Genomic DNA, 11,845 nt, shown 5'->3' on the forward strand with positions numbered 1-11,845 from the left:
CCAATACCCGCTCCCGCGTAGTCTGACCAAGCACTTGCTTGGCCAACATCGTGCCCGGGAGGTCCCGATGATGCCGTCGATCCCAGCGGCCCTGCACCGGGCGGCGCGTGAGTTCAGCTCGGCGCCGGCCCTGGTGGAGCCCGGCGTTGCGCAGCTGAGCTACGCGGAGCTCCGCGCCGAGGCGCGGCACGTGGCACGGGCTCTGATCGCCGCCGGGCTACGCCCGGGCGATCGGCTCGCACTCTGGGCACCGAACTCGACGCAGTGGGTGCTGGCCGCCCTCGGCGCGAGCTACGCGGGCCTCACCCTGGTGCCGGTCAATACCCGGTTCACCGGGATCGAGGCGCTCGACGTGATCCATCGAAGCGGTTCCAGCGGACTCGTCGTGGTGGACCCGTTCCTCGGCACCGACCGACTCGCCACGCTGCGAGCCGCCGCGACGGCGGAGGGCAAACAACTCCCTCGCCTGGTCGTGCAAGTGCCCTCCGGTTGGGAGGAGTTCGTATCCCGGGGCGGGTCGGTTCCCGAGCTGGAGGCCGACGCCCGCGCCGCCGCGGTCAACCCCGACGACCTGAGCGACATCCTGTTCACCTCGGGCACCACCGGGCGCAGCAAGGGGGTGATGAGCGCGCACCGGCAGTCGGTGGCCGTCGCTGCCGCCTGGGCCGATATCGCCCGGCTGACCCCCGACGACCGCTACCTCGTGATCAACCCTTTCTTCCACAGCTTCGGCCTGAAGGCCGGCATCCTCGCCTGCCTGGTCAGCGGGGCCGCCATCGTGCCGCAGGCGGTCTTCGACGTACCCCGGGCGATGGCCCTGATCGCGGACCAGCGGATCACCGTCCTACCTGGTCCACCCACCCTCTACACCAGCCTGATCGGTCATCCCGACGCTCGGCGATTCGACCTGTCGAGCCTGCGCCTGGCCGTGACCGGAGCGGCCACCGTGCCACCGGCCCTCGTCGATCAGATCCGCACGGAGCTCGGCGCGGACGTGCTCACCGCGTACGGGCTGACCGAGGCGGTGGTTGCGACGATGTGCCGGCCGGGCGACAACGCGCAGACCGTGGCGCAGACCTCCGGACGCGCAGCGGCCGGATTTGAGATCCGCATCGCCGACCCGGGCGGCGAGGTCCTGCTGCGGGGACCGAATACGATGCTCGGCTACCTCGACGACCCGGCCGCCACCGCGGCCGCCATCGATGCCGAGGGATGGCTGCACACCGGCGACATCGGGCATCTTGACGAGCGCGGCTACCTGACCATCACCGACCGGCTCAAGGACATGTACGTCTGCGGCGGTTTCAATGTGTATCCGGCTGAGGTCGAGCGGGCGCTCGCGCAGCTTCCGGGAGTGGCCGAGTCCGCGGTGATCGGTGTGCCCGACCCACGGCTCGGCGAGGTCGGGAAGGTCTACCTGATCTGCCGCCCGGGTCACTCGCTCAGCGCGGCTGAGGTGATCGAGTTCTGCCGGAGCCGACTCGCCAACTACAAGGTGCCGCGGTCGGTGGAGGTCCGGTCCGAGCTACCGCACAACGCCTCGGGCAAGATCCTCAAGTATCTGCTCCGCGCGGAGAGTTGACAGCTGCCGAGGCGCGCTAGATCCAGTCGGTGTGCCGGGGCCACGCCAGCAGCGTGTCGACCACCTCGGGCGGCTCACCAGTTGGCATCGGCGCGAGGGCGCGGTATCGGCCCTTGAAGAACAGCAGCGGACGGTCGTCGCGGCACTCGCCGAGCGCGGCCACCCGGCCCACCACAATCGCGTGGTCGCCGCCCGGATGCACGGCCTCAACCCGGCAGTCGGCCCAGGTCAACGCTCCGGTAAGGATCGGCATACCGGCCGGGGAGGGAGCCCAGGCGACATCGGCGAACTTGTCCGCGCCCGTCGCGCCGAAGACCCGGGACAGCGGCCCGTGTGCCTCCGCCAACACATTGACACCGAACACCCCGACGTCGCGGATCCGTTGCCAGGTGGTGGAGCCCGCCTGCGGGCAGAACAGCAGGAGCGGTGGGTCCAGCGACAGTGGGGCGAAGGCCTGGCAGGCGAACCCCGCCGGGCCTTCGTCGTCGAGCGTCGTGATGACGGTCACGCCAGTGCAGAAGTGGCCGAACACCCGCCGAAACTGCTGGGTGTCCACCACGGCTGCGGCGGTCACCCGACTCGCTGGAACTGGTGGCCCCACACGCTGTGCGCGGTCGTCTGCCGAGCGATCCAGGTGCGGTCGTCCACGGTGTCACCGTCGGTGCCGTACTCGATGTCGAACCCACTCGGGGTGCGCAGGTAGAACGAGATCATGCCGTCATTGGCGTGCCGGCCCAGGGTCGCGACCATCGGGGTCTTGTTTCGGGTGCCACGATCCAGGGCGCGGCCGACGTCATCGATGGTCTCGGTCTCGATCATCAGGTGGACCAGGCCACTGGGGGCTGGTATCGGAGCCAGGGCGACGCTGTGGTGTCGCGGGTTGCAGCCGAGAAAGCGCATCCAGAGTGGTGTGTCGCTGGGCGGCAGGCCGATGGTCTCGGGACGCAGTCGCATCGAGTCGCGCAGCCGAAAACCGAGCACCTCGGTCCAGAAGCGGAGCCCGGCGGCGTCGTCGAAGGTCGGCAGCACCACGTGCCCCATGCCCTGCGCACCGGTGACGAAGCGGGTGCCGTACGGGCTGTGCGCCGGGCGGCTGTCGAGCTCGGCCCCGCAGTAGAACTCCAGGCGGTTACCGGAGGGGTCGTCGACGCTGATCATCTGCGCCACCCGACGGTTGGCCAGTTCGTCAGCCTCGGCCGTCTTGATCACGGTGCCGGCCCCCTCGAGGACGCCGGTCAACTGATCGAGCGCGGCGGGATCAGCCAGCTCCCAACCGCTGGCGGCCAACCGGTCCCGCTCGCCGGGTACCACCACGATCCGCGCGGGCAGGTCGTCCATGCGGAGATAGGCGGCCTCCGGGTCGGGGCCACGGCCCTCGGTCATGCCGAGCACCTTGACGCCAAACTCCCGCCAGGCGGAAACATCGGTGGCTTCCACCCGGAGGTAGCCGAGGGATCGAATGAGACTCACGGGCGGTTTCCTTCCAGGAAATCAATGGCGAGGCGATTGAACTCGTCGAACTTCTCCAGGTGTGCCCAGTGTCCGCAGCCACCGAAGACGTGCAGTCGGCAGCGGCGGATCAGCTTGAGCGCGACCAACGCTCCATCGAGCGGGTTGACCCGGTCCTCCCGCCCCCAGACCAGCAGGACCTCGTTGCGCAGCCGGTGGGCGTCGCGCCAGAGCAGACCCTCCTCGTAGAGATCCGGATCGGCGAACGAGGCGCCCAGCGCACGCATGCCGTGCAGGGCGCCTCGGTCGGTCGCGGCCCGCATCCGTTCATCGATCAGCTCGTCGGTGACGAAAGACTGGTCGAAGACGAGCGTGCGCAGGAACTCGGCCAGCTTCTCCCGGCTGGGTCCGGGTGGGGCGCCGAACGAGGTGAGCCGCTTGACCCCCTCGGTCGGGTCGGAGGCGAAGACGTTGAGGCTGAGCCCGCCGGGGCCCATCAGCAGCAGCCGGCCGGCCCGCTCCGGATAGCGCAGGGCGAACCGGACCGCGGTGCCGCCGCCGAGCGAGTTGCCGATGAAGTCGACCCGGTCCAGGCCCACCTCGTCGAGCAGGGCCGCGAGCCGGTCGGCTGAGTGCGTGAAGTACTGCCGGCCACTCGGGCAGCTCTCGGACCCGCCGTATCCCGGTTGGTCAACGGCGAGGGTGTCGAATCGCTCGGCGAAGACCGGGATCGTCCGCCCGAAGTTACTCCATGCCGAGGCGCCGGGCCCGCCGCCATGCAGCAGCACGACCGGGTGTACGCCCACCGGCCCGGCCCGGTGATAGTGCAGCCCGGCGGCGGTGGCGTCGATGATTGTGCTGGTCGTCATGGCGTCCTCACACCATCGCATCCGCGATGGACAGGCCGAACTCGCCGCTGCCGTACATGGACAGGGCACGTTCGGGATCGTTGATGGCGTGTACCCGGCCGGCGTGTGCGTCGCGCCAGAAGCGCTGGATCGGGTGGCTCGTGTAGATCGCCCGACCACCGGAGTTCTCGAAGAGCCGGTCCGCGGCCTGGATCGCCAGTTCCGTACCCCGGACCTGGTTGCGACGCGCCCGCAGGCGCAGCCGCATCGGCAGCTTCTCCCCCGCCGTGACCAGTCCCATCAGCTCGCCCATGTCGGCGGTGAGGGTGAGCCAGGCCGCGTCCACGTCGGCAGCCGCCCGGGCGACCCGCACCTGCGAGTACGGGTCCTCGGCGGCCCGAACCCCGGCGTAGGCGGCGCGGACCCGCTCCCGCATGTGGCGCACGTGCGCCTCGTACATCCCGGTCGCCATCCCGATGATCGGGGCGGTGATCGTGTACGGGAAGATCGAGCCGTACGGGATCCGGTAGAGCGGCCCGGGGTTGCGCTCCTGACCGGGGCAGACGCACCGAGCCGTGTCGCCGAAGCTGAGCGATCGATACGCCGGGACGAACGCGTCGGAGACGACGATGTCGTTACTACCGGTGCCCCGCAGCCCGATCGTGTGCCAGACATCCTCGATCGTGTAGTCGGCCGCGGGGAGCAGGAACGTGCGGAAGTCGGCGGGGCTGTCGTCCTGGCCGGGCACGATGCCACCGAGCAGGACCCAGGTGGCGTGGTCGCATCCGGACGAGAAGCTCCACCGTCCACTCACCCGGTATCCCCCGTCGACTTCTTGGATCTTGCCGGTGGGGGCGTAGGAGGAGGACATCAGGGTGCTGGGGTCAGCGCCCCAGACGTCCTGCTGGGCCCGTTCGGGGAAGAGGGCCAGCTGCCAGTTGTGCACCCCGATCACCGATGCGACCCAGCCGGTCGATCCGCAGGCGCCGGCGATGTCGCGGACGCAGCTGAAGAAGACCGTCGGGTCGGCCTCAAGTCCGCCACACCAGACCGGCTGCAGCAGCCGGAAGAAGCCGGTGGAGGCCAGTGATTTGAGGTGCTCGGCGGAGAGTGTCCGGCGATCCTCTGTCTCCTGGGCCGCCTCCCGCAGGACGGGTAACAGCTCCCGCACCCCCCGTGCGACCAGTTCGGCGCCCTCCATGAGATCCCCTCCGGTGGCTTGGCTGAGGAACGTGACGATCCCTATAATAGAACACGTTCTACTTCACGGCTACTACGCGACCAGCGGGACCTTTAACACGTTCCATCACAACTGAGGAGCGACATGACCAATGTCGAGGCAGTACGCACGATCGACAGCGGGGTTCTGCCCACCAGATTTGCCCGCGGCTGGCACTGCCTGGGCCTGGCCGACTCGTTCCGCGACGGCAAACCGCACGCCGTCGAGGCGTTCGGCACCAAACTCGTGGTTTTCGCCGACTCGACCGGCACCCTGCACGTGCTCGACGGGTACTGCCGCCACATGGGCGGCGATCTGACGATGGGCACCATCAAGGGCGACGAGATAGCCTGCCCGTTCCACGACTGGCGCTGGCGCGGGGACGGTCGCTGCACCGCGGTGCCGTACGCCCATCGCGTTCCGCCCCGCGCCCGTACCCGCTCCTGGCCCACCTGTGAGGAGAACCGCCAACTGTTCATCTGGAACGACCCACAGGGTGCTCCGCCATCGCCGTCCGCGGCGATCCCACACATCGACGCCGCATTCTCTCCCGAGTGGACCAGCTGGACCTGGGACTCCATCCGGATCGATGGCGCCAACTGCCGCGAGGTCATCGACAATGTTGTCGACATGGCGCACTTCTTCTACATCCACTTCGCGTTCCCGACGTTTTTCAAGAACGTGTTCGAGGGCCAGGTAGCCGCGCAGTACCTGCAGACCCGGCCCCGGCCGGACGTACCGACCGCCACCCGACAGTCCGGGGAGGCGACGCTCCGCTCGGAAGCCGCCTACTACGGCCCCTCCTACATGATCGACTACCTCTTCAACGACTACCACGGCATCGAGATGGAGTCCGTACTGATCAACTGCCACTACCCCATCTCGGCCAACTCGTTCATGCTGCAGTGGGGCATCATCGTCAAACAACTACCCGGCCTCACCGCCGCGCAGGCCGACAAGGCGGCGGCGAAGTTCGCGGCCGGGATCGGGGTCGGCTTCCAGCAGGACGTGGAGATCTGGAAGCACAAGAGCCGGGTCGACAACCCGCTCCTCTGCGCCGAGGACGGCCCGGTGTACCAACTCCGCCGCTGGTACGAGCAGTTCTACGTGGACGTTGAGGAGGTCACCGAAGACATGGTGGCCCGCTACGAGTTCGAGGTCGACACCAGCAGGGCTGTCGAAACCTGGACCGCCGAGGTGGCGGCCAACCTCGATCGACAAGCCGACTCCGCGTCATGAACCGCACCGACCCGCCCACCGAGCGGCAGGAGTATCTGATCGGCGGCTATGTGGAGCTGTCCTGCGCCCGCTGCGCCGCCCAGGTCCGGGTACGCAAGTCGAGCCCGCAGCAGACCAGCGTGCAATGGAGCACCAAGGCCACCCGCCGATGCCCCGCGCTCACCAGCGGCGAACAGCGGCACGCACCGGTGCCCACCTGCCCCGACCTGCGCACGAGCATTCAGCACGCGGTGCGTACCGGAAGCCTGGGGGTGGCGTGATGTACCACCGGCTGCGCGTCATCGACGTGATCGAGGAGACGCCCGATGCGCACTCCCTGGTCCTGCGCGTGCCACCCGAGCTGACCACCGAATTCGCCTACCGCCCCGGCCAGTACCTCACCGTCCGCGTGCCGCACGGCCGGGGGATCGTGGCCCGCTGCTACTCGTTGTCCAGCGCTCCGTACACCGAGACGGACCTGAAGATCACCGTCAAACGGGTACCCGGCGGGCCGGCGTCGAACTGGATCTGCGACGACATCCGTGCCGGAGCCAGCCTGGAGCTCATGCCACCGGCCGGCTCGTTCACCCCCGACTCGCTCGACGGCGACCTACTCCTGCTCGCCGGCGGCAGCGGCATCACCCCGGTGATGTCCATCATCAAGTCCGTACTCGCGGCCGGTCGCGGCCGGCTTGCCCTGCTGTACGCGAACCGCGACCAGCACTCGATCATCTTCGCCACCGAACTGGCCGCGCTGAGCGAGCTACACGGCGACCGGCTGAGCGTGACCCACTGGCTGGACAGCGAACGCGGCACCCCAGATCCCGCCACGCTGGCAAACCTGATCAGCCCTTATGCCGGGTGGGAGACCTACGTCTGCGGTCCGGCGCCCTTCGTCGTGGTAGCCCAGGACACGCTACGGCGCGCTGCCGTGCCGGCTGACCGCATCCAGGTCGAACGCTTCGAGGTCGAGCGGCGCACGGCTGACGACCGCGACGCCACCCTCGAAGTGGAACTCGACGGCCAGACCCACCGACTGCCCTGGCCGGCCGGCGTCCGCCTGCTGGACGTGCTGATCGCAGCCGGGCTGAACGCACCGTTCTCCTGCCGCCAGGGCCAGTGCGGCGCCTGCGCCTGCCGACTGCTGGACGGTCAGGTCGACCTCGCGCACAACGAGATCCTGGAGGAGGAAGACTTCGCCGACGGCTACATCCTCGCCTGCCAGGCCCTCGCCCGGAGCGACGAGGTGTCGGTCACCTACTACTGACCAGTCCACCAATCGCCGCCCCGGTCCCGAGCGGCGGTTGGCGTGACCCGGCCGTCAGTCGCCGCGCTCCTGGCCTCGGATCGCCGCGCTTCGGCCCGCCCGACGGCCCGAGAAGACACAGTCGGCCAACGACAGCCCACTGACGTAGTTACGGGAGCAGATGCCCACCGCGGTACGGCCGGCGGCGTACAGGCCGGGTACACCCGCGCCGTCGGTACCCAGGGCCTGCCCGCTCTCCTCGTCCACCCGGAGGCCACCGAGGGTGAGCATGGGTGCGGGCGCGAAGAGCCGGGCCCGCACCGAGACATCGACCAGCGAGTACGGCGGGACGGCCAGGGGCCGAACCTGGTCGACGGGCTTGCCGGCCGGGTCGGGGCCAGCCGCCTGATAGGCCGTCAGGGTCTCGACCAGCTGCTCGGGATTCACTCCGGCGCGGCGGGCGACCGCCGCTGGTGTCGCCCCGGTGACCTGGCCAAAGGTCAGCAGCCACCGGGCCTGCAAGCGCTGGAACCACAGCGTCTGGGCCCGCAGCTGCCGGCGGCACTCAGCGCGCAACGCGCCGTCGAGCAGCAGCCAGGCCCGCGCGCCCGGCGCGCGCAGGATCGCCTCGCCGACGGCCGCGCCGTAGCGGGACTCGTCGCAGAGCCGTCGGCCATCCCGGTCGACGAGCAGGCCGCCGAGCATCGCCGCGGGCGGGGCCAGGAATCGCCAGATGCTCATCCGGTCAAGGTGGTCGGTGGCTGCGCCAGCCGCCACGCCGAGCCGGATCCCGGAGCCGTCGTCACCGGGCGTGCCCAGCCGCAGCCCACCGCGGTACTCCGGCGCGTGGGTACGAAGCAGTTCGCGGTCGAAGACGAAACCGCCGGCGCAGAGCACGACACCGCCGGCCGCCCGGACCCGCAGCCGACGGCCGTACCGCCGCTCCAGCCAGGCGACTGGCCGGTGCAGCGCGCGCCCCAGGGCCGGCAGGTAGACACCGGGCCGAACCGAGCAACGGTGCAGGAGACGGTGGGCGAGCCGAACCCAGCGGGCGGCACCGTGCAGGGTCCGGCACTCGACTCCGGTGATGCGGCCGTCGGGGCCGGTGACGAGCCGCTCGGCCCGGGTCTGCGCGCGCAGCTCGACGCCCCGGTCGCGGGTGGCAGCGGCGAGCCGGGCCGCGAACAACCGACCGGAGGTGCCGCGGGCGTGCACCCGGTGGCCGCGTGGGGCAGGTGGTGCCCGGTGAGCGAAGGACGGCTCACTCCCGGAGTAGTACAGGTAGTGGCGATCGGTTGGATATGAGGTCTTGTATGGACAGAGACTCGCCTCGAAGGGTACGCCGAGGCCGGCCAACCAGTCGATCGCGTCGGCGCTCTGCTCGCAGAACCGGCGCAGGGTCGCGGGAGAGACGGTGTCGCCGACCTCCTCGCGCAGGTAGTCCAGCATCGCCTGGGGGGTGTCGGTGACCCCGGCCGCACGCTGCTGCTGGGTGCCGCCGCCGGCATAGATCACCCCACCGGACATCGCGGTGGTGCCGCCGCCGGAGAAGCGGTCGAGCACCAGGACGTGCGCTCCCGCGTCGGCCGCCTCGACCGCGGCGCAGGCCCCGGCCGCGCCGAAGCCGACCACCACGACGTCGGCCGTCTGGTCCCACTCCTCGGTCACCGCGCCTCCGTGGTGTTCCGCAGATCAACGTGGTCGGCTGCGCCGACCACGAGGCGGACACCGTCGCCGATCGGTGGTGGCGAGCCGGATAAAACTATAACCTGTTCTCGTGTCGATATCGGAACGAGAGTTCGATGTGGTCGTCGTCGGCAGCGGCGGTGCCGGCATGGTCGCGGCACTCACCGCGGCGCACCGGGGGTTGAGCGCGGTCGTGCTGGAAAAGGCCGAGACATACGGCGGTTCCACCGCCCGCTCCGGCGGCGGGCTCTGGCTTCCCGGCAACGAGGTGCTCGCCCGGGCTGGGGTCGCCGACCGGCCCGAAGACGCGCGCACCTACCTGGCGTACGTCGCCGGCGCCGACGCCACCCCGGCCCGGCAGAACGCGTTCCTCGCCACCGCACCGGAGGTGGTCGCCTTCGTCCGCGACCACACCCCACTCGACTTCGCCTGGGTGCCCGGCTATCCGGACTACTACCCCGAAGCTCCCGGTGGGCTTCCGGGCGGGCGCAGCATCGAGCCACTCCTGCTCGACACCCGGTTGGTCCGAGCTGACCTCGCGACCTTGGCCGCGCCCTACAAGGCAGCGCCGGAGGGGGTGGCGGTCACCCAGGTCGACTACCGGTGGCTGTCGCTGGGCCTCCGACATCCGCGGGCGATCCGCACCGTGGCCCGGCTCGCCGCCCGCGGCCTGGGCGCCCGGATCCGGCGCCGGCAGCTACTCACCATGGGCCAGGCGCTCGCCGCCGGGCTCCGCGCCGGCCTGCGCAACGCCGGCGTCCCGGTCCGGCTCAACACGCCGATGACCGACCTGCTCATCGAACGGGGCCGGGTCACCGGGGTTACCGCCCAGCAGACCGGCGCCCCGATGCTGTTCCACGCCCGACGAGGTGTACTGCTGGCCAGCGGCGGGTTTGAGCACAACCAGTCGATGCGCCAGGAGCACCAGGCGGGGATCGGCACGGAGTGGACCACTGGCGCGGTCACCAACACGGGAGACGGCATCGAGGCGGGCAAACGGCTCGGTGCCGCCCTCGACCTGATGGACGAGGCCTGGTGGGGGCCGTCGATTCCGCTCCCCGGCGGGCCCTACTTCTGCCTCGCCGAGCGCAACCAGCCCGGCTGCCTCATGGTTGATGCCAACGGCCGGCGCTTCGTCAACGAGGCGGCCCCCTACGTGGACGCGGTGCACGCCATGCGCAGCCCGGGGGTCGACCAACCGGCGTGGCTGGTGGCCGACCAAACCTACCGGGACCGCTACCTGTTCGGCGGCCGGGCCCCACGCTCCGCGCTACCACGGCGCTGGTTCACCTCGGGGGCAGCGCACCGCGCCGACACCCTGGACGACCTGGCCAACCAGATCGGAGTGCCCACGGCCGCGTTGACCGGCACCGTGCGCCGGTTCAACGAGTTCGCGCAGCGCGGTCGGGACGACGACTTCCACCGCGGGGACTCAGCCTACGACCGCTACTACGGCGACCCGCGGCATCGGCCCAACCCGTGCCTGGGCACCGTGGCCCGGCCCCCGTTCTACGCGTTCCGCATGGTCCCCGGTGACCTGGGCACCAAGGGCGGCCTGCGGACCGATGAACGGGCCCGGGTGCTGCGCCCGGACGGCACGGTCGTACCCGCGCTGTACGCGGCGGGCAACGTCAGCGCCTCGGTGATGGGGCGCAGCTACGCCGGCGCCGGTGCGACCCTCGGCCCGGCGCTCGTCTTCGGCTACCTGGCCGCACTCGACCTGGCCACGACGGCCGCCACCCCCACCCCCCTCCAGGAGGACTGATGCCCATCGACCCCGCCGTCGCCGTCGGCGCCGAACTTCCCGGCCGGGACCTGAGCTGGGACAGCACCGACGTACTGCTGTACCACCTGGCCGTCGGAGCTGGCCCCGACGAGCTGTCCTACGTCTACGAGGGCGCGCTGCGTGGCGTCCTGCCCACCTTCGCCACGGTGGCCACCACCCTGCGGGACACCGAGCCGCCCACGCTGACCATGCCCGGTATCGACATTGATCTGGCCCAGGTCGTCCACGGCCGGCAGGAGCTCGAACTCCACCAGCCGATCCCGGCGAAGGGCAGCTGTGCGGCTCGCTCCCGGATCGTCGCCGTGTATGACAAGGGCAGCGCGGCGGTCATCGTCACCGAGACCAGCACCGAGCTGTTCACCAGTCGGATCAGCATCTTCGTCAAGGGTGCGGGCGGTTTCGGCGGAGAGCGGGGGCCGACCACCCGGGTGCCGGTGCCCGACCGGGCACCGGACGCGGTGGTGCTCTCCCCCACCGATGCGCGGCAGGCCCTCTGGTACCGGCTCTGCGGCGATCGCAACCCGCTGCACGTCGACCCGACCTTCGCCGCCCACGCCGGGTTCCCCCGGCCGATTCTGCACGGGCTCTGCACATACGGAATCGTGGCGAAGGCGGCGGTCGACGCCCTGCTCGACGGCGATCCGGAACGGGTGGCCGGCTACCAGGCCCGCTTCGCGGGAGTCGTCTTCCCTGGCGAAACCCTGCGCACCGAGATGTGGCGGGAAGACGGTCAGCTGGTGCTGCGCGCCTCGGTTGCCGACCGGGACGACGCCCCGGCCCTCTCCGACGTGAGCCTCACCCTCCGCTGAGG

Annotated in this window: 11 protein-coding genes; 6 read left to right on the forward strand and 5 right to left on the reverse strand. The window is 70.4% G+C overall.

Annotation, left to right across the window (positions count from 1 at the left end; genetic code table 11):
* The first annotated feature begins 67 nt into the window (after positions 1-67).
* A complete protein-coding gene (locus B118_RS0103220) occupies positions 68-1,582 on the forward strand; it encodes a FadD3 family acyl-CoA ligase (RefSeq protein WP_028192364.1) in 1,515 nt (504 codons plus the stop codon).
* Between the two features lie 16 nt (positions 1,583-1,598).
* Here the strand turns inward: B118_RS0103220 and hsaB are convergent, their stop codons facing one another.
* Genes hsaB through hsaA form a run of 4 tightly spaced genes read right to left on the reverse strand, consistent with a single transcriptional unit; the run spans position 1,599 to position 5,080 of the window.
* Positions 1,599-2,156, reverse strand: a complete 558-nt coding sequence (hsaB, locus tag B118_RS0103225; protein WP_028192365.1) for a 3-hydroxy-9,10-secoandrosta-1,3,5(10)-triene-9,17-dione monooxygenase reductase subunit — start codon at positions 2,154-2,156, stop codon at positions 1,599-1,601.
* Positions 2,153-3,052, reverse strand: coding sequence for an iron-dependent extradiol dioxygenase HsaC (gene hsaC / locus B118_RS0103230; protein ID WP_027645403.1), 900 nt, complete (start codon positions 3,050-3,052; stop codon positions 2,153-2,155). Before hsaC ends, hsaB begins: the two co-directional genes overlap by 4 nt.
* Positions 3,049-3,900 carry a 4,5:9,10-diseco-3-hydroxy-5,9,17-trioxoandrosta-1(10),2-diene-4-oate hydrolase gene (gene hsaD / locus B118_RS0103235; RefSeq protein WP_028192366.1) on the reverse strand — a complete coding sequence of 284 codons (852 nt, stop codon included), beginning with the start codon at positions 3,898-3,900 and terminating at the stop codon, positions 3,049-3,051. Before hsaD ends, hsaC begins: the two co-directional genes overlap by 4 nt.
* A 7-nt stretch (positions 3,901-3,907) precedes the next feature.
* Positions 3,908-5,080, reverse strand: coding sequence for a 3-hydroxy-9,10-secoandrosta-1,3,5(10)-triene-9,17-dione monooxygenase oxygenase subunit (gene hsaA / locus B118_RS0103240; protein ID WP_018219340.1), 1,173 nt, complete (start codon positions 5,078-5,080; stop codon positions 3,908-3,910).
* 123 nt (positions 5,081-5,203) lie between these two features.
* On the opposite strand from hsaA, the gene B118_RS0103245 reads away from it, so the two are divergent.
* Genes B118_RS0103245 through B118_RS0103255 form a run of 3 tightly spaced genes read left to right on the forward strand, consistent with a single transcriptional unit; the run spans position 5,204 to position 7,583 of the window.
* Positions 5,204-6,337: a 3-ketosteroid-9-alpha-monooxygenase, oxygenase component gene (locus B118_RS0103245; protein WP_018219339.1), complete on the forward strand. Its 1,134-nt coding sequence runs from the start codon at positions 5,204-5,206 to the stop codon at positions 6,335-6,337.
* Complete coding sequence (locus tag B118_RS0103250; protein ID WP_018219338.1) at positions 6,334-6,597, forward strand: hypothetical protein; 264 nt, start codon at positions 6,334-6,336, stop codon at positions 6,595-6,597. Before B118_RS0103245 ends, B118_RS0103250 begins: the two co-directional genes overlap by 4 nt.
* Entirely contained in the window at positions 6,597-7,583 is a 987-nt protein-coding gene (locus B118_RS0103255) for a ferredoxin--NADP reductase (RefSeq protein WP_028184966.1), read from the forward strand. Before B118_RS0103250 ends, B118_RS0103255 begins: the two co-directional genes overlap by 1 nt.
* A 54-nt stretch (positions 7,584-7,637) precedes the next feature.
* On the opposite strand, the gene B118_RS0103260 is transcribed toward B118_RS0103255, so the two are convergent.
* Positions 7,638-9,230, reverse strand: coding sequence for an FAD-binding protein (locus B118_RS0103260; RefSeq protein ID WP_027647366.1), 1,593 nt, complete (start codon positions 9,228-9,230; stop codon positions 7,638-7,640).
* Positions 9,231-9,339: 109 nt separating this feature from the next.
* On the opposite strand from B118_RS0103260, the gene kstD reads away from it, so the two are divergent.
* Complete coding sequence (gene kstD, locus B118_RS0103265; protein ID WP_028184967.1) at positions 9,340-11,013, forward strand: 3-oxosteroid 1-dehydrogenase; 1,674 nt, start codon at positions 9,340-9,342, stop codon at positions 11,011-11,013.
* The gene (locus B118_RS0103270) at positions 11,013-11,843 is read left to right on the forward strand and encodes a MaoC/PaaZ C-terminal domain-containing protein (RefSeq protein WP_018219334.1); all 831 of its coding nucleotides are present in this window, start codon (positions 11,013-11,015) and stop codon (positions 11,841-11,843) included. The genes kstD and B118_RS0103270 overlap by 1 nt, the downstream gene beginning before the upstream one ends.
* Positions 11,844-11,845 lie beyond the last annotated feature (2 nt).

Source organism: Salinispora pacifica CNR114 (genome assembly GCF_000514775.1).
GTDB lineage: Bacteria > Actinomycetota > Actinomycetes > Mycobacteriales > Micromonosporaceae > Micromonospora > Micromonospora pacifica.